The sequence below is a fragment of the Rhizobium sp. SL86 genome (assembly GCF_026672545.1).
Taxonomy (GTDB): Bacteria; Pseudomonadota; Alphaproteobacteria; order Rhizobiales; family Rhizobiaceae; genus Neorhizobium.
In genome coordinates, this window is sequence record NZ_JAPPRJ010000001.1 from 39,257 (window position 1) to 56,475 (window position 17,219).

Genomic DNA, 17,219 nt, shown 5'->3' on the forward strand with positions numbered 1-17,219 from the left:
TGCGCCTGTTCCGATTTGACCAGGATCAAGGCCGGGGGCGACCGCTCTGGCATGCTTCTGGCAAATGATCAGCCTGGAGCCGTGACATGACCATGAACGATGCCAAATCCCATCTTGCACAGCGGGTCGGCAAACAACTCGTCGACTGGTATTCCGATCTCAGGGTCCGGCACGACGATGAGCGGGCACTGGTGAACCTCGATCCGGAAAGCCGCCGCCAGCTGGCGGATGATTGCAACGTCAACTTCGACACGCTTCTGGAAGTGGTGCGCGCGGGTGCGCATGGCGCCGACGAAATGATCGAGATGCTGAAGGCGCTGCATATCGATCCGGCGGATCTCCAGGCGCATCTGCCGGACCTCTTCCGCGACATGCAGGTGACCTGCGCCACCTGCCAGGACAAGGGCCGTTGTCGGCATGATCTGAAGGACGGCTCGGCGCCGGTCAATTTTGCCGAATATTGCGCCAATGCGCCGGCGCTCAATGTCATGCGGGCCGAACCGCCGCTGCTGCGGGACTGATTTCCCGACCGCTGCCCGCTCCGATTTGCCCAATGACGAGATGGCAGCGGCTTTTTATTGCGCCCGTGCTGACCCTTCCGCCCGGCCCCGTCCGTTCGGCTCAGTGATGACCGAGCAGCCGCGGATATTCGATTGCCGGGCAGCGATCCTGGACGACATTGATGCCGGCTGCCTCCGCACGGGCGGCGGCGGCATCGTCACGAACGCCGAGCTGGGTCCAGACCACCTTCGGTTTGCTGGACAGCGTCAGCACCTCGTCGACGATCTCCTCCAGGAACTCCGGCGCGCGGAAGACATCCACCATGTCGACCGCCTGCGGCACCTCGCTCAGCGCGGCGTAGACGGTCTGTCCCTGGATCTTCTTGCCGGCCTGGCCCGGATTGACCGGGATCACATGGTAACCCTTCGACAACAGGAACCCGATCACCCCGTAGCTGGGCCTGACCGGATTGGGGGAAGCTCCGAGCACGGCAATGGTTTTGACCGTCTTCAGGATCTCTGCAACATAACCGTCGTCATACCGATCGTGATTCATCGCGTCATCCTCCCAAGTTCGGCCAATTCGCCATTAGCACCACTTGGCCGTAAATCATTGTGCGCTATTTCCGTTCCACGAGCTTTAACAGGAAATCTAAGATGCGACAGACCCTTCCCGTTCTCCTTGCCGTCCTGTCCCTGGGTCTGACAGCTTCCGCCCCGGCGCACGCCATTTCCCGCTACACTTCGACCGGCATGACCTGCCAGGCCGTGCAATCGGCGATCGCCCGCGAAGGCGCCGTCGTGCTGCGTTATCCGGGCCGCACGGGCGTGACGCTCTACGACCGTTATGTGGCCTCCAGCCGGTTCTGTTCGGGAGGCGATTTCGCCGACGACGACACCGTTCCGACGCGCGACCGGGCGGATTGCCCCGTCCAGCATTGCGTGAAACGCCCCTCGCCCGAGGACTGCGGTGGCTTTTTCGAGCCCGGTTGCTTCGGTCTGCCGTGAATAATTTTGTGGTAACATATAACCACACAATCAAACCATTGAATTTGTTTGTCTATTTTTGCAGGCGTCGAAACCACGTCAATTGACGCTGGCCGAGGCCTTGCGTATAAGCGCCGCCAGGATGCGGGCCCGGTCTCGTGCGCGCTCCCTCGACCGTCTGACGGTCAAAACCAAGCAACAAAAAACGCCCTGAGACGAGGCCCTGGCCTTGCTCCGGGATCACCAAGAAGAGAGCTATCATGTCTACCTTCGTACAGAAGCCCGCTGAGGTGGAGAAGAAGTGGGTGCTGATCGACGCCGAAGGTCTCGTCGTCGGCCGCCTCGCCACCATCATCGCAACCCGCCTGCGCGGCAAGCACAAGGCCACCTACACGCCCCACGTTGACGACGGCGACAACGTCATCGTCATCAATGCCGACAAGGTCGTCTTCACCGGCAAGAAGTACTCCGACAAGAAGTACTACTGGCACACCGGTTACCCGGGCGGCATCAAGGAGCGTACCGCACGCGCCATTCTCGAAGGCCGCTTCCCGGAGCGCGTTGTCGAGAAGGCCGTTGAGCGCATGATCCCGCGCGGCCCGCTCGGCCGTCGCCAGATGAAGAACCTGCGCGTTTACGCCGGTTCCAACCATCCGCATGAAGCCCAGCAGCCGGTCACGCTCGACGTCGCCAAGCTCAGCAACAAGAACACAAGGAGCGCCTGATTATGGCTGACCTTTCCTCTCTCAAGGACCTCGGCACGGTCGCCCAGGCTTCCGCTCCGGTTCGCGAGCGCAAGGTTGACGCACAGGGCCGCTCCTACGCAACCGGCAAGCGCAAGAACGCCGTTGCCCGCGTATGGGTCAAGGCTGGTTCCGGCAAGATCATCGTCAACGGCAAGGACTATTCGGCATACTTCGCCCGTCCGGTCCTGCAGATGATCCTGCAGCAGCCGATCGTCGCCGCTGCCCGTTCGGGCCAGTTCGACGTGGTTGCCACGGTTGCCGGCGGCGGTCTCTCCGGCCAGGCCGGTGCCGTTCGTCACGGCATCTCCAAGGCCATGACCTACTTCGAGCCGGGCCTGCGCTCGGTGCTGAAGAAGGGTGGCTTCCTGACCCGCGACAGCCGCGTTGTCGAACGTAAGAAGTACGGTAAGGCCAAGGCCCGCCGTTCGTTCCAGTTCTCCAAGCGTTAATCGCTGGAGACCGGTTACGGTCCAAGATCAAGGCGGGGTTTCGGCCCCGCCTTTTTTGTTGCCTTGCGGTGTTCCCGGCACGGCGCCGGGCGCCGGTTCAGCCGAGAAAATCGACTGCGCCGCTGTCCAGGTCATACCGGCCGTAGGTGACCTTCACCTTTCCGCCATGGACGAACTCGGCGACGATCGGGCTTTCGGTCGCGATCTTCACCGCCGTCCGGCGGGCGCTTTCGCGCACGACATTATCGGTAAAGTCTCCCGTCTTGCCGCGCATGGCGCTGGCGGCGGGCAGAATGGCATTGACCATCGGACCGATGGAGCCGGGCAGTTTCGTTCCTTTCTCCGCCACCTCGCAGGCCGCGGCCACGGCACCGCACCGTTCATGCCCCAGAACGACGACCAGGGGCGTTCCCAGATGTTCGACGGCATATTCGATCGACCCCATCGTTGCCGTATCGGCCATGTTGCCGGCATTGCGGCAGACGAAGAGATCGCCAAGCCCTGCCCCGCCGAAAACCAGTTCGGGTGCGACGCGGCTATCGGCGCAGGCGAGCACGATCGCCCAGGGGCTCTGCCCCTTTGCCACCGTCTCGCGCGTCTTCAGCATGTCCGCAGCGCAGATGTCCGGCGCTTTCTGGTATTTCAAGTTGCCGGCCTTCAGCCGGTCAAGCGCCTGATCCGGCGTCATCGCCGTTCCCGCGCTCGCGACCGCAGGAACGGCTCCCCACAGGCTGGCGCCTGCGAATGCCGTCAGCCCCATGGCGGCGCTGGCGGTGACTCCGAAGAAACCCCGTCTGCTCATGTTCACGCATTGATTGCACATGCGATGACCCTCCTCCTCTGATCGGAGGCGAGTGTAGATGCGGGCAGCGCCCGATCAATAATAGTTACCGCTAACATAAACAGGGGCGTTCAAATATTGTCTGTATGAATAACAGATCACTCACCGAGAGATGCCAATATTTTATTAGGAATGACTGGAAAGCGCCCTGATTCGGGACGACACGCCGTTCCGCACGCACAAGTTCAATCGCCGAGAGGTAAGGAGCAGGCCGTGATGCCATTCATCACGAATCGGAATTTGATTCTCTTCCGTCGATCGGCATCATTTGCGAGCTTGCCTCTTGGAGCCTTGTGACGTGTCGACCGCCGCCAACCTGCCTTTTGCGACCCTGCCGGACCCGCCCTACTACGTGGTCACCTTTGCCTCGCAACGCACGCAAGGTGACAACGGTTATGGCGAGATGGCGGAGGCGATGGTGGATCTGGCCCGCCGACAGCCGGGATTTCTGGGCGTGGAAAGCGCGCGCGGGACCGATGGCTTTGGCATCACCAATTCCTTCTGGGCCGACGAGGAAAGCATTCGCGCCTGGAAACGGGTCGTCGATCATCTGGCGGCACAACAGCGTGGACGGCGCGACTGGTATCGGCATACTTCGCCTGTCCGGTCCTGCAGCAGCCGATCGTCGCCGCTGCCCGTTCGGGCCAGTTCGACGTGGTTGCCACGGTTGCCGGCGGCGGTCTCTCCGGCCAGGCCGGTGCCGTTCGTCATGGTCTCTCCAAGGCCATGACCTACTTCGAGCCGGGCCTGCGCTCGGTGCTGAAGAAGGGTGGCTTCCTGACCCGCGACAGCCGCGTTGTCGAACGTAAGAAACACGGCAAGGCCAAGGCCCGCCGTTCGTTCCAGTTCTCCAAGCGTTAATCGCTGGAGACCGGTTTACGGTCCAAGATCAAGGCGGGGCTTCGGCTCCGCCTTTTTTGTTGCCAGCCCTAGGTGCGAAGACGGGATTAACCGGCAATCAATGCTTTGGCTCCAGATTGCACGCAATTGTATCGGCGACAGGGCGCCTGATGGACAAGGCAATTGGACCATTCACAGACGGCAGACGCCTTACCCTGATTGGGTTGCTGGCCATCAGCGCCATGATCATTCTCATAAACGTTTGGCTTGAGGTCCAGCAGGGCGGTAGCAAATGGCAACAGGGCGACTGGTTGATCAACGCGCTGAACGGATATGTGCGCCGCGGACTTGCGGGCAGCCTGTTTGTGCATATCGCCGACTGGACATCAACAAGCCCGGTGGTCGTGGTTGCGCTGATACAGTCCGCTGCTCTTTCCGCACTGCTAGCGCTCACATTCTCCCTCTTCAACCCTTTGATTCTACAATCTAATTATCTTCTGCTTCTTCTGTCGCCCGGCTTTTATGTCCTGTTCTGGGCGGCCGATCCTGCGGGAAGTTTACGCAAGGAGTTGATCGCATTCTGCGCAATGGCGATGCTAAGCATATTTCCGGTGCTTGGCCATCACGGACCTAACCTTCGCCGATTCTGGCTTACCGTATCCGGACTGATATTCGCACTCAGTTGCCTGGCCCATGAAGGGAACATCTTCCTGATGCCAGCCTTCCTAACATTACTCTGGATGTCGGGAGCCTGGTTGTCAGATCGGTGGTTTACGCTTTCGCCAGCGTTCCTGGCAATTTTTGGCACACTTGCCGGCCTCATATACGCCTTGATGCATTCTCATGGCGATGTGGATGCCGTTTGCGCTCCTCTTCTCGAACGTGGCGCACCACAGTCTCTGTGCCAAGGCGCCATCGCCTGGATCAACGTACCACTTGCCGAAGGTATCAACCGAACTTGGGCCATCACGGCGGAACCAAACTTCGTCTGGAAATTCTGCGTTGCGGGGATCGCGGCCGCGCTGCCGCTGCTTTACTTTATCCGGCAACTGATCAACCGGAAGACTCTCCTTCTCGCCTGCTTCATCGCCTGCGTTCCAATCATGCCCCTTTACCTGATCGCCATCGATTGGGGCCGGTGGCTAGACATGCAGATCACCAGCATGGTCTTTATTGTCTGCACGATGGGTCTACAGGCGAAGCTTTCCTTCCGACAACGGTTACGACCCTTGGCGCTGTCCTTTTTCATTATCATTGGTCTGGCTCTTTCGCCGGACCACTATTACGCTCTTCGCAGCTTCGGCCTTTTGGAACAGCTTTTGACACTACTGATGCATTTCTCCGGATAGGATCAACCGAGATGTCATTGCCCATCCGCCTGCCGGACCCGCCCTACTACGTGGTCACCTTTGCCTCGCAGCGCACGCAAGGTGACAACGGTTATGGCGAGATGGCGGAGGCAATGGTGGATCTGGCGCGCCGTCAGCCGGGATTTCTGGGCGTGGAAAGCGCGCGCGGGGCCGATGGCTTTGGCATCACCAATTCCTTCTGGGCCGACGAGGAAAGCATTCGCGCCTGGAAACGGGTCGTCGATCATCTGGCCGCACAACAGCGTGGACGGCGCGACTGGTATCGGCATTATGCGGTGCGCATCGGCGTGATTCAGCGCGCCTATGGCTTCAGCAAGGAAAGCACCTGACCCATGCCGTCCAAGTCCATCGACAATGCCTTTACCGCGAAAAACCTTCGGGCTGCCGCAACCGACCCGACCTATGCCGGGGCGCTTTCCTTCATGCGCCGGCCGTATTCGAAATCGCTGGCGGACGTCGATGCTGTGGTGCTCGGCATTCCGTTCGACGCGGCGGTTTCCAACCGTCCCGGCGCGCGCTTTGGGCCGCAGGCAATCCGGCGGGCCTCAGCGATTTTCGACAATGACCCGCAATATCCCTTCGCCCGCGACCTGTTCGAACAGATGGCGGTGGTGGATTATGGCGACGTGCTGCTCGACTATGGCAACCATCAAGGCACACCGGCACGGATCGAGGAACAGGCCGCGGCGATCCTAAGCTCCGGCGCCTATCTTCTCGGGCTCGGCGGCGATCATTTCGTCACCTGGCCGCTCCTGAAGGCGCATGCGGCCAAACACGGCCCCCTGGCGCTGGTGCATTTCGATGCGCATCAGGACACCTGGGATGATGACGGACACCGCATTGACCATGGCTCCTTCGTCTGCCGGGCGGTGCGCGAAGGCGTGATCGATGCCGCCCATTCGATCCAGATCGGCATCCGGACGCAAGCGCCGGAGGATTTCGGCATCCGCATCCTGCACGGTTACGACGTGGAGGACATGGGCGCGCAGGCGATTGCCGAGACGATCCTTGCCCATGTCGGCACCCGCCCCTGCTATCTCACCTTCGACATCGACTGCCTGGACCCCGCCTTTGCCCCCGGCACCGGCACACCGGTGGCCGGCGGCCCCTCCTCGGCGAAAATCCTGTCCGTGCTGCGCAAGCTCGGGCCGCTCGACATCCGTGGTTCGGACGTCGTGGAAGTGGCACCCGCCTATGATCACGCCGACATCACCGCCATTGCCGGTGCGACGGTCGCCATGTATATGCTGGGCCTTCGGGCCGAACGCCTTGCGGCATCCCGTTAACAAACTGAATCATGAAGCGGATAAAGTGAATCCGCTACTGCTGCTAACCCTCTGATCGATTGGACGAATGACATGAGCGCGAAGATCTTCATTGATGGCGAACACGGCACCACGGGACTGCAGATCCGCACCCGCATGGCCGGCCGCCGCGATGTCGAGCTCCTGTCGATCCCGGAAGCGGAACGCCGCAATGCAGCCATGCGCGAAGACCTCCTGAACAGCGCCGACATCGCCATCCTCTGCCTGCCGGACGATGCCTCGCGCGAGGCGGTCTCGATGCTGTCCGGCAACAACAGGGTGCGCATCATCGACACCTCCACCGCCTACCGCGTGGCGGACGACTGGGCTTATGGTTTTGCCGAAATGGACAAGGCACAGACGGACAAGATCCGCTCCGCTCGCTGCGTTGCCAATCCGGGCTGTTATCCGACCGGGGCAATCGGCCTCATCCGCCCATTGCGCGCTGCCGGCCTGTTGCCGGACGGTTATCCCGTCTCGGTCAATGCGGTCTCCGGTTATACCGGCGGCGGCAAGCAGATGATCGCGCAGATGGAAGACGCCAGCCGCGAGGATGCGATCACCGCCAATAATTTCGTCTACGGGCTGACGCTGAAGCACAAGCACGTGCCGGAGATGAAGATCCACGGCCTGCTGGACCGTGCCCCGCTCTTCTCGCCCTCCGTCGGCCGTTTCGCTCAGGGCATGATCGTGCAGGTGCCGCTGTTCCTCGAGGATCTGAAGGACGGCGCGACGCTGGAAAGCGTACATGCGGCCCTGACGGCCCATTATGCCGGCCAGGATATCGTCACCGTCGTGCCGCTGGAGGAAAGCGCCAAACTTTCCCGCATCGATGCGGAAGAGCTGGTGGGTCAGGATACGATGAAGCTCTTCGTCTTCGGTTCGACCGGCGGCGCACATGTGAACCTCGTCGCCGTGCTTGACAATCTCGGCAAGGGGGCTTCGGGCGCGGCCGTGCAGAACATGGACCTGATGCTCTCGGCCTGACGACAGAAGAGGGAGGCGGGAATGCTGGATCACATCGGTCTTTCGGTTGCGGATCTTGCCCGTTCCCGCGCCTTCTACGACGCGGTCATGCCGACACTCGGAGCGGCCTGCGTGATGGCGGTGACGGCGGAGGAGACCGGCGGCACCTATGAGGGCGCCGGTTACGGCCGGAATGGCAAACCCTCCTTCTGGATCGGCAGCGGCGGGCGCACAAAGGGCTCGCTGCATGTCGCCTTCGTGGCGGAAAGCCGTGCGGCCGTCGACGCCTTTTATGCGGCGGCCATCGCAGCCGGTGGCACCGACAATGGCCCGCCCGGGATCCGTGCGCATTACCATCCGAATTATTACGGTGCCTTCGTGCTCGATCCGGACGGTCACAATATCGAGGCTGTCTGCCACCTGCCACCTGCGGCACAATGAGTACCGACGCCAAGGCCACGCCTCACGATCCGCACCTGCGCACAGATCTGCTGGCGCTCTGGCGGCTGCAATCACCGGAGCTCATCGCCGACACGCATTCGAGCCGCCTTTACCGCGTGCGGCGCGCCGATGGCAGCAGTGCCATCCTCAAGCAGTTGAAGCCCGAGGGGCACTATGAACGCGCGGGTTTTGCCTATCTCGCCTGGCGCGAGGGACATGGCACCGTGCGCCTGCTGGCACAGGACGATGACGCCTGCCTGCTGGAGGATGCTGGCACGCAAAGCCTGGCCGCCCTGCACAAGGCGGAGGGGGACGCGGCTGCGACACCTATCCTCTGCCAGCTTCTGCCGCTGCTGCATGCACCGTCCGACCGGCCGTTCCCCCAAGACCTGACGACGCTGGAGCGACATTTCCGCTGCCTGTTCGAACTGGCGGAACAGGACGGCCCGCACCGGGAGATGGCAAACTGGGCGGCGGCGGAGGCGCGCGACCTGCTCAACCACCAGACGCGCCAGATCCCGCTGCATGGCGACCTGCATCATGACAACGTGCTGAAGGGCGCGGATGGCACCTGGCGGGTGATCGATCCGCACGGACTGATCGGCGATCCCGCCTATGAGGTGGCCAATATCTTCGGCAATCCCGGCGGGCCGCATCTTTTTGCGCCGGAGCGTGTCGCGGCGCTGGCGGAGGTCTTCGCGCCGCTGTTGGACTGCAGCCCCTTGCGGATCCTGCGGTTCGCCGGCGTCCATGCCGTCGTCTCGATCGCCTGGTCGCTGCGCCCGCCGCAAAGCCCGGAGGCGGCGGAGAACATCCGCGAGCGTGCAGCTGTCGCCGGCTTTATTCGTTCACTGATTGCGTAACAATCTGTTTGAGATTTATGCCATAGTGTGAACAGCCGAACCGCGCTATCGTTGCGACAGCATCGGAGGCCTATGTCATGCAGCACGCCCGTTTTCCCGTTTATTTCATCCCGCATGGCGGCGGCCCCTGGCCGTTCATGGAGTTTCCGAAGGACGCGGCGGGGCGCGGTCCCTGGGACGAGCTTCGCGATTTCCTGAGCGGGCTGGACGCCGAGATCGGCCGGCGGCCGAAGGCGGTCCTGGTGGTCTCCGGCCATTGGGAAACCGAGCCGGTGCCGACGCTGAGCACGGCTCCCAAGCCGCCGATGTTGTTCGACTATTACAATTTTCCGCCGCACACCTACGAACTGTCCTATCCGGCTTCCAGTTCGCCGGAGCTCGCCGCCCGCGCTCGCCAGCTATTGTCCGATGCCGGTATTGCCTCGGCGGAAGATCCGGCGCGCGGTTTCGACCACGGCGTCTTCATTCCCTTCATGCTGATCTATCCGGATGCGGACGTGCCGATCACCATGATCTCGCTGAAGAACACACTCGACGTGGAAAGTCATGTGGCGATCGGCAAGGCGCTGGAACCACTGCGCGATGAGGACGTGCTGATCATCGGCTCCGGCATGAGCTATCACAATATGCGCAAGTTCCGTACCGCCGAACCGGAGCATGTGGCGGAAGCCGTCCGCTTCGACGACTGGCTGACACAGGCCGTGTCCACCAAGGATCCATCGGAGCGGGAAGCTCGGCTCGCCGGCTGGCAGGACAATCCGGATGCGCGGGCCTGCCATGTGCCGGACCATGACCATCTGGTGCCGCTATTCGTCGCAGCAGGGGCCGCCGGGTCCGATGCAGGCCGGCAGATCCTGCGGGCCACCGTCCTCGGCAAACCCTACTCAGCCTATCGTTTCGGCTGAACCCGCTTAGCCGACACTCGCGGCCGGCGCACTGCGGCGAAACTCGCCGTAGAAACCGCGCCAGTGTGTCATCGCATAAGCGAGCACAACGAGGCCGCCGCCCTGGTGGAGCAGGCCAAGCTCGATCGGCACATGCAAAAGAAGGGTCGCAATCCCGATTGCGGCCTGCAGGCAGACGAGGCCGAAGAGGATCATGGCACCCTTCGCATGGGTCGAGCCCGGCGTCTTGCTGATCGAGACGATCATGTGCACGAAGGTGAGCGTCAGAAGAAGGTAGGCACCGCAGCGGTGGACGAACTGCACCGTCTTCGGGTTCTCGAACAGGTTGATCCACCAGGGTTGTTGCAGGAAAAGATCGCCCGGCACCAGAGACCCGTCCATCAATGGCCAGGTGTTGTAGGCAAAACCGGCATCGAGACCGGCCACAAGCGCACCGAGATAGATCTGGAACAGTGCCAGAAACGCAAGCCCGCCGGCGGCGAGATGCGAATAGGCCGTCGGTGGCCGGTCGACCTTCTGCGGCGTCAGGCCGCGCATGATCCACACGCAGGCGGAGAAGATCAGGCAGGCGATCGTCAGATGCGTGGCCAGCCGGTATTGCGAGACGTCGGTGCGCACCGACAGGCCGGACGACACCATCCACCAGCCGATGAAACCCTGGAAACCGCCAAGCGCAAGCAGCCCGACCAGCGGCAGGCGCAGGCGTTTTTCCACCCGACCCGTCAGCCAGAAATAGAGGAGCGGCAAGCCGAAGATCAGCCCGATGGTGCGGGCCAGAAGGCGATGCGCCCATTCCCACCAGAAGATGAACTTGAACTCGTCGAGCGACATGCCCTTGTTGATCTGCTGGTATTCCGGGATCTGGCGGTAGAGATCGAACTCCTCCTGCCATTCGGCCACCGACAGCGGCGGGATGACGCCGTGGATCGGTTTCCACTGCGTGATCGACAGACCCGAATCGGTGAGCCTGGTGGCGCCCCCCACCAGCACCAGACAGAAGAGCGTGACGATGACGACCTGCAGCCAGCGGCGCAGCAGAAGCCGGTTCCGTTCCACGCCCCGCACCTGCTCGCCCGCCTGACCGGCAAGGATTGCCTCTGTTGTCGCCATGACCGTCTCCTGACATTCGTCAACAATGCCGTTGGCCGTTGATTTGCCTCATGCCCCGGTGCAAAACAAGGGCTGAGGGTTTGCGGCATGCCGTCGCGGCATCAACTGCACGACAAGAATAATGTGGGAGGCGTATCATGCCGGTTCGGCTGAAGAAACTCATCGGCACGGTGCTGATCGTTATCCTGGTCATGGCCTATGCCGTTCTCGCCACCACGATTGCGACGCTGACGCTCGCCACGGCCCCCTGGTGGGTGCATCTTCTCTATTTCGGCCTGAGCGGCGTTCTGTGGGTCCTGCCCGCCATGCTGATCATTCGCTGGATGGCAGGCCCGCGTAAGGGCTGAAGTGTTGGCCGTCAGCCTGCTCTTTCACCAAGTGTTTACCATGACGGCCGATCGGTGCTTTGATTATGTGCCGAAATAAACCGCTTGTTGGAACCTTGCCCCTACCCTTGCGCCTGAATGGCAAGGGGGTCCTTCGTGCACACCAACCGTCCAGCAATGACCGAGGGCGCGGAACAGACGCCGCGCGTGGAGCACCCCACAGTCTCTGCCGCGCTGGCGCTGGAGTTCGACCTTGTCACGGACCTGGGGCAGGTCGAAACGGACTGGCGGGCGCTCGAAGCTCATTCCTGTAATTCGCTGCACCAGGGTTTTGACTGGTCCCGGGCCTGGTCCGAAAAGAGTGGTGAACAGGTCGTCGTGCTGCGCGGCCAGCGCGACGCACGGACGCTTTTCCTGCTGCCGCTGTCGCTGAAGCTGCGCCACGGCACCCGCCAGGCCGGTTTTCCAGGCGGTCGCTACAACAATCTCAACACCGGCCTGTTTGCCGCGGATTTCGTCCCCTCGGCCGACGAACAGCGGGAGATTGCGACACGGCTCAAAAGCCTTCTGCACGGTCGGGCGGACATGATCGTGCTGGAGGCGGTGCCGCGGGAATGGCGCGGCCACCGCCATCCGCTTGCAAGCCTTGCCGTGCAGGAACACGCCAACCACTCCTTCCAGCTGCCGCTGTTTTCCCGTTTCGAGGAGACGCTGGCGCAGATCAACGCCAAACGTCGGCGCAAAAAGTTCCGGGTCCAGACGCGTCGCATGGAAGAGATCGGCGGGTATGACTACGTCACCCCGCAGACCGCGTCCGAGCGTCACGCGCTGCTCGACCTGTTCTTCCAGCAGAAGAGCGTGCGGTTCCGGACGCAAGGACTGCCGGATGTCTTTGCCGATGCAAAAGTGCGCGCCTTCCTGCATGCGCTTCTCGATGTGCCGCCCCACGGGCACGACCATCCGCTGGTGCTGCACGCGATCCGCCTGCGCCGTGGCGGCGAAAAGGACATTCCGGCGATTGCGGGCCTCTCGCGCAAGGGCGACCACATCATCTGCCAGTTCGGTTCGATTGACGAAAGCCGCGTGCCGGACACGAGCCCCGGCGAGCTTTTGTTCTGGCACATGATCGAGGAAGCCTGCGGAACGGGCGCGGCGCTTTTCGATTTCGGCGTCGGAGACCAGCTCTACAAACGCAGCTGGTGCCCGGTCGAGACGGTGCAATACGATATCGTGCTGCCGATCTCGCTGAAGGGCCACATTGCGGCGCGAGCCCATACGGCGGTGACGCGAACCAAGGCGGTGATCAAGCGCAATCCGCTTCTCTACAGGGTGCTGCAACGCATTCGCTCGGCGCAGGCGACTGCACCGAGCGACCGGGACGACTGATTGGCGTCTGATCAGGCGGCGTAGCGCCCGCTGCGGCTTGGCCGGCCGGCGATATCGGCGGACATCACCAGCGGATGGCGATAACCGGCTTCCGCATAATCCTCCAGCAGTTCGGCGATTTCGGCAGGGCTTGCCTGTGGCAGCGACAGAATGACCTCGCTCGAGCCGCCGCGTGTCAGCCGGCCAAGGCCTGCGGCCTGCGCCTGGCCGCACTCGACCAGCACCACTTCATAAGCGCCGGACAGCGCGTCAAGGATCATGGTCAGCCGGTCGGCACCACGCATGGCCTGTTCCGTATCGGCAGTGCCCTGCGGAATGATGTGGGCATCGGACAGCCGGTCCGGATGGATAGTCTCGCCGAAGGGGGTCGTGCCGCACAGGAGATCGGTGATCCCCGGCAGGCTGACGCTTTCGGCCATCAGGCGCGTCGGGCAGCCCGAACCCGTCATGTCGACGAGCACGACCGACCGGCCGGCTTCGGAAATCTCGCGCGCCAGAAGCACGGTCGCGGTCGACCCCTCGTCTCCCGTCGGCGATACGGCAACCGCAATCGGTGCCTCGCGGCGCAAGAGGTAATCGCGCACCGCTTCCAGGCTGAGGGCCGCATGCGAGGCGGCCACATCTTCCGGTGCCCCCTCCCCGTCGGCGTCGCTTTCGTCAAAGTCACGTCCATCCTTTGCCGGATAGCCGGCCAGAGCCGCCAGATCGCGTTCCGCAGACGCTGCAAACTCGTCGCGGCGGGCGTCTTCCTCCGCCTCGTCCTCGGATGCGTTCTGCGCAAGAAGCGGTTGACGCCCGGCGTGGCGATACCCCTGCGCCGCGTCCAGCGTGCCATCATCGGCAGGCCGGAGCCCGCGGCCGGTGAAGAGCGCGATCACGATGATGCCGATGCAATAGAGAATGAACGTTGCCAGCGCGACGACGATGGTGATTGGCAGGATCTTCGGGAAATAGGCTTCGACCGGTTCGATCGCAGTGGACACCACACGGGCATCCGCCGGCGTGGAATTCGGATCGACACGGGAGGCGGCCTCGCGGTAACGGGCGAGATAGGTTTCCAGCAGCTGGCGCTGGGCCGCGGCTTCCCTCTCCAGGGCACGCAGACCGACTTCCTCCTCGCCGGCGCGGGCGCTGTCCGCCTTCACGCCGTTCAACTGCTGTACCAGCTGCTGCTCCCGCAGCTTGGCAACGGTCGCTTCGCTTTCGAGGCTCGCGAGGATTTTTCGGGTTTCCGCCTCGATCTGCTGACGGATGCCGGCCAGCTGGGCACGCAGGCCCTTCAGCCGCGGATGACCGTCCATCAGCGCGATCTGCGCCTGGGAAATATCGGCCTGGATATTCGCCTCGGTTTCCTTCAGCCGCTGGATGACGGAGGAGCTGACGACATCACCGAGCGTATCGAAGCCGGAACCGGCCTTCAGCGCGGTGCGCACATTTTCCGCCCGCGCCTCGGCATTTGCCCGTTCGCCGCGCACACGCGCCAGTTCCTGGGAAATGTCGTTCAGCTGCTGCGAGGAGAAGCTGGTGTTTTCGCTGGACTGGAAGAGACCGGCATTGGTGCGGTAATCGGCGACCCGCTTTTCCGCTTCGCGCACCTTTTCCCGCAGCGTGGCGATTTCCGGCTCCAGCCAGCGGGTGGTTTCGGTGTGGGTATCGAGCTTGGCGCCACTCTGCATCGAGAGGTAGACTTCCGCCATCTTGTTCGGGATGCCGGCGGCAAGCTTCGGATCCTCCGAGGCAAGCTCGATCGCGATGACGCGCGACCCTTCCACCGGATAGACCTGCAGCTTCTCGCGGAAGGCCTTGATCACGCGGTCTTCGGGCGGCAGATCCATCGGGTTCTGCTTCAGGCCGAGCAGCACCAGCGGATCGGGCAGCAATGCATGCGCCTCGGGATCGAATTCTTTCAGATCAAAAAGCTTCAGGTCGCGCGCCACCTGGCGGATGAGATCCGCCGACTGCAGGATCTGCGCCTGGCTGACGACGTTGTACTGGTCGAGAACCTGATCATTGGCGCCCTGCGGCGCCTCCCCGCTCATGTGTGTATCGCGGGCTTCGATGAGGATGCGCGTTTCGGCCTTGTATTCCGGCGTCATCAGGCTGGAGCCGACAAACGCGACGGCGGCGGCGATGGCCGTGGTGGTCAGGATGGTCTTGCGTCGTTCCCAGACCGCAGCAAAAAGCTGGCCGATATCGATATCCGCATCCTGATTGCCGCTTACGCCTGACATCGCGCTTCTCCACTTGAACACTCGCGGGTGAGCGTAAAGGAACATGGTAAGCAGGGCGTTAACAGTGCGGGAAAGCCGGGTCCTGCTGCATCTCAGGCAAGAAAACGGCCCGATGCGCCACCTCTTTACCGGGCATTAACCCTAATGGTTGGATAACAGGCTCATGTTTTTTCAGCCGGAGTCCGCGCGGATGATCTTCGCACGTCGCAAACCATTGTTGGCATTGGCGCTTGGGAGCGCCGTCGTAATGGCGCTGTCCGGTTGCACCTCCTACCAGCCGGCGCCGAAATCCTTCCAGCAGGCGACCATCCAGCCCTACCGGCTGGACAGCGGCGACCGTTTGCGCGTGACGGTGTTCGACCAGCCGAACCTCAGCAACACCTATACGGTTGACCAGGCCGGCTACATCTCCTTCCCGCTGGTCGGTCAGGTGCCGGCACGCGGCGAAACGCTTGCCAGCCTTGAGGGCGCGCTTGCGACCAAGCTTCGCCAGGGATATCTGCGCGATCCAGACGTGACGATCGAAGTCGATCGTTACCGCCCCGTCTTCGTGATGGGCGAAGTGGGACGCCCCGGCCAGTATTCCTACGTGCCCGGCATGACGGTGCAGAATGCCGTGGCGGTGGCCGGTGGTTTTACCGCCCGCGGCAATCAGCGTGACGTGGATGTCACCCGCAAGATCAACGGGCGGGTGCTGACCGGACGCACGACGATCTCGAGCACGGTCCTCGCAGGAGACACGATCTACGTTCGCGAACGGCTGTTCTGATTTCATGGCCGCCGCAGAGCCCCCGCTCCGGATCATCCACTGTTTCCGCTCGCCGGTCGGCGGCATCTTTCGCCATGTCCGCGATCTCGTGGAACGTCATGCGGCGGAAGGCCATGCGGTCGGCATCCTGTGCGACAGTTCGACGGGCGGGCCACACGAGGAGAAACTGTTCGAGGCGCTTCTGCCGCATCTTTCGCTTGGCCTGAACCGCCTGCCGATCCGGCGCGCGATCAGTCCTTCCGATATCGTGGCGCTGCGGGCCAGTTACAGGCACATCAAGAGTTTGCAGCCGGACATTCTGCACGGACATGGCGCCAAGGGCGGTGTCGTTGCACGTCTGATCGGCTCACGGCTGCGGGCAAACAGGTATTGCGTAGCCCGCCTCTATTCCCCGCATGGCGGCAGCCTGCATTATGACCGGCGCCGCCCTACCGGCCAGCTGGTGTTCCGGCTGGAACGTTTTCTCGAGCGGTTCACCGACCAGCTCGTTTTCGTCTGCGACTTCGAGCGGCGCACCTATGAAGCCAAGGTCGGCAACCCGACGATCCCCGCCCGCGTCATCTACAACGGCATCACCGACGATGAATTTGCGCCCATCCCCGCGGCATCCAATGGCGCGGATTTTCTCTATATCGGCATGATGCGCGACCTGAAGGGGCCGGACGTCTTCATCGATGCCTTCATCGAGACCGAGCGCAGGCTGGACCGCCGGCTTTCGGCGGTAATGGTCGGTGACGGCCCTGACAAGGAGCGTTACCGGCAGATGATTCATCAGCGCGGCCTTTCCGAGCGGATTTCGCTTTTTGATGCGATGCCAGCGCGGCAGGCTTTTGCGATGGCCGAGATCGTGGTCGTTCCGTCCCGCGCCGAATCCATGCCCTATATCGTCCTTGAAGCGCTTGCCGCCGAAAAACCGCTGATCGCCACGCGCGTCGGCGGCATTCCCGAGGTGATGGGGACGGAGAGTGCTGCACTCGCCATACCGGGCGATGCGACAGACCTTGCGCGGTTGATGCAGGAGGCACTAACGGCGCCCGGCTGGAAGGACAGGGTCATGCCGCGTCCGGAGACCTTCCGGTCGATCTTTTCCGCCTCGCACATGGCAGGCGACATGATGCAGCTCTATCGGCAGTTGCTCAAACAGCAAAACTCAAAACTTTCTTAGCATCTTGCTGATAAGGCTCG

19 protein-coding genes and 2 pseudogenes are annotated in these 17,219 nt (G+C 62.5%); 17 read left to right on the plus strand and 4 right to left on the minus strand.

Going from position 1 to position 17,219, the window contains the following annotated elements; translation table 11 throughout:
• The first annotated feature begins 86 nt into the window (after positions 1 to 86).
• Positions 87 to 521, plus strand: coding sequence for a DUF6455 family protein (locus OU993_RS00200; RefSeq protein WP_268153845.1), 435 nt, complete (start codon positions 87 to 89; stop codon positions 519 to 521).
• A gap of 100 nt (positions 522 to 621) precedes the next feature.
• Here OU993_RS00200 and OU993_RS00205 read toward each other — a convergent pair whose 3' ends face one another.
• Complete coding sequence (locus tag OU993_RS00205; protein ID WP_268153847.1) at positions 622 to 1,056, minus strand: CoA-binding protein; 435 nt, start codon at positions 1,054 to 1,056, stop codon at positions 622 to 624.
• 101 nt (positions 1,057 to 1,157) lie between these two features.
• On the opposite strand from OU993_RS00205, the gene OU993_RS00210 reads away from it, so the two are divergent.
• From OU993_RS00210 to rpsI (OU993_RS00220), 3 genes are all read left to right on the plus strand, one after another.
• The gene (locus OU993_RS00210; RefSeq protein ID WP_268153849.1) at positions 1,158 to 1,508 is read left to right on the plus strand and encodes a hypothetical protein; all 351 of its coding nucleotides are present in this window, start codon (positions 1,158 to 1,160) and stop codon (positions 1,506 to 1,508) included.
• A 239-nt stretch (positions 1,509 to 1,747) separates the two neighbouring features.
• Positions 1,748 to 2,212, plus strand: a complete 465-nt coding sequence (gene rplM, locus OU993_RS00215) for a 50S ribosomal protein L13 (protein ID WP_252751450.1) — start codon at positions 1,748 to 1,750, stop codon at positions 2,210 to 2,212.
• A gap of 2 nt (positions 2,213 to 2,214) precedes the next feature.
• Positions 2,215 to 2,682 carry a 30S ribosomal protein S9 gene (gene rpsI, locus OU993_RS00220; protein WP_268153851.1) on the plus strand — a complete coding sequence of 156 codons (468 nt, stop codon included), beginning with the start codon at positions 2,215 to 2,217 and terminating at the stop codon, positions 2,680 to 2,682.
• A gap of 97 nt (positions 2,683 to 2,779) precedes the next feature.
• Here the strand turns inward: rpsI (OU993_RS00220) and OU993_RS00225 are convergent, their stop codons facing one another.
• Positions 2,780 to 3,484, minus strand: a complete 705-nt coding sequence (locus OU993_RS00225; RefSeq protein WP_268153853.1) for a carbonic anhydrase — start codon at positions 3,482 to 3,484, stop codon at positions 2,780 to 2,782.
• 355 nt (positions 3,485 to 3,839) lie between these two features.
• Between OU993_RS00225 and OU993_RS00230 the strand changes: the two are divergent.
• The 9 genes and pseudogenes from OU993_RS00230 to OU993_RS00270 form a co-directional block, all read left to right on the plus strand.
• Positions 3,840 to 4,109, plus strand: a pseudogene (locus tag OU993_RS00230) (antibiotic biosynthesis monooxygenase family protein); the annotation flags it as partial.
• Positions 4,109 to 4,384: pseudogene (rpsI, locus tag OU993_RS00235) on the plus strand (30S ribosomal protein S9); the annotation flags it as partial. The pseudogenes OU993_RS00230 and rpsI (OU993_RS00235), both read left to right, overlap by 1 nt.
• A 149-nt stretch (positions 4,385 to 4,533) precedes the next feature.
• Positions 4,534 to 5,712 (plus strand): hypothetical protein, encoded by a 1,179-nt coding sequence (locus tag OU993_RS00240; RefSeq protein WP_268153855.1) that lies wholly within the window; start codon positions 4,534 to 4,536, stop codon positions 5,710 to 5,712.
• Positions 5,713 to 5,723: 11 nt separating this feature from the next.
• The gene (locus tag OU993_RS00245; protein WP_268153857.1) at positions 5,724 to 6,062 is read left to right on the plus strand and encodes an antibiotic biosynthesis monooxygenase family protein; all 339 of its coding nucleotides are present in this window, start codon (positions 5,724 to 5,726) and stop codon (positions 6,060 to 6,062) included.
• A gap of 3 nt (positions 6,063 to 6,065) precedes the next feature.
• Positions 6,066 to 7,019 (plus strand): agmatinase, encoded by a 954-nt coding sequence (gene speB, locus OU993_RS00250; protein WP_268153859.1) that lies wholly within the window; start codon positions 6,066 to 6,068, stop codon positions 7,017 to 7,019.
• A gap of 72 nt (positions 7,020 to 7,091) precedes the next feature.
• Positions 7,092 to 8,024 (plus strand): N-acetyl-gamma-glutamyl-phosphate reductase, encoded by a 933-nt coding sequence (gene argC, locus OU993_RS00255; RefSeq protein ID WP_268153862.1) that lies wholly within the window; start codon positions 7,092 to 7,094, stop codon positions 8,022 to 8,024.
• A 21-nt stretch (positions 8,025 to 8,045) separates the two neighbouring features.
• Positions 8,046 to 8,444 carry a VOC family protein gene (locus OU993_RS00260; RefSeq protein ID WP_268153866.1) on the plus strand — a complete coding sequence of 133 codons (399 nt, stop codon included), beginning with the start codon at positions 8,046 to 8,048 and terminating at the stop codon, positions 8,442 to 8,444.
• Positions 8,441 to 9,307, plus strand: a complete 867-nt coding sequence (locus tag OU993_RS00265; protein WP_268153868.1) for an aminoglycoside phosphotransferase family protein — start codon at positions 8,441 to 8,443, stop codon at positions 9,305 to 9,307. Before OU993_RS00260 ends, OU993_RS00265 begins: the two co-directional genes overlap by 4 nt.
• 77 nt (positions 9,308 to 9,384) lie before the next feature.
• The gene (locus tag OU993_RS00270; protein ID WP_268153871.1) at positions 9,385 to 10,212 is read left to right on the plus strand and encodes a DODA-type extradiol aromatic ring-opening family dioxygenase; all 828 of its coding nucleotides are present in this window, start codon (positions 9,385 to 9,387) and stop codon (positions 10,210 to 10,212) included.
• Between the two features lie 6 nt (positions 10,213 to 10,218).
• On the opposite strand, the gene OU993_RS00275 is transcribed toward OU993_RS00270, so the two are convergent.
• On the minus strand, positions 10,219 to 11,322 hold the full coding sequence (locus OU993_RS00275; RefSeq protein WP_268153873.1) for a COX15/CtaA family protein: 1,104 nt from the start codon (positions 11,320 to 11,322) through the stop codon (positions 10,219 to 10,221).
• A 137-nt stretch (positions 11,323 to 11,459) separates the two neighbouring features.
• Between OU993_RS00275 and OU993_RS00280 the strand changes: the two genes are divergently transcribed.
• Positions 11,460 to 11,669 (plus strand): DUF2842 domain-containing protein, encoded by a 210-nt coding sequence (locus tag OU993_RS00280; protein ID WP_268153875.1) that lies wholly within the window; start codon positions 11,460 to 11,462, stop codon positions 11,667 to 11,669.
• Positions 11,670 to 11,804: 135 nt separating this feature from the next.
• Entirely contained in the window at positions 11,805 to 13,034 is a 1,230-nt protein-coding gene (locus tag OU993_RS00285) for a GNAT family N-acetyltransferase (protein ID WP_268153877.1), read from the plus strand.
• Positions 13,035 to 13,045: 11 nt separating this feature from the next.
• Here the strand turns inward: OU993_RS00285 and OU993_RS00290 are convergent, their stop codons facing one another.
• Entirely contained in the window at positions 13,046 to 15,265 is a 2,220-nt protein-coding gene (locus OU993_RS00290; protein ID WP_268153879.1) for a GumC family protein, read from the minus strand.
• A 190-nt stretch (positions 15,266 to 15,455) separates the two neighbouring features.
• On the opposite strand from OU993_RS00290, the gene OU993_RS00295 reads away from it, so the two are divergent.
• Positions 15,456 to 16,034, plus strand: coding sequence for a polysaccharide biosynthesis/export family protein (locus OU993_RS00295; RefSeq protein ID WP_268153881.1), 579 nt, complete (start codon positions 15,456 to 15,458; stop codon positions 16,032 to 16,034).
• 4 nt (positions 16,035 to 16,038) lie between these two features.
• Entirely contained in the window at positions 16,039 to 17,199 is a 1,161-nt protein-coding gene (locus OU993_RS00300; RefSeq protein WP_268153883.1) for a glycosyltransferase family 4 protein, read from the plus strand.
• Positions 17,200 to 17,219 lie beyond the last annotated feature (20 nt).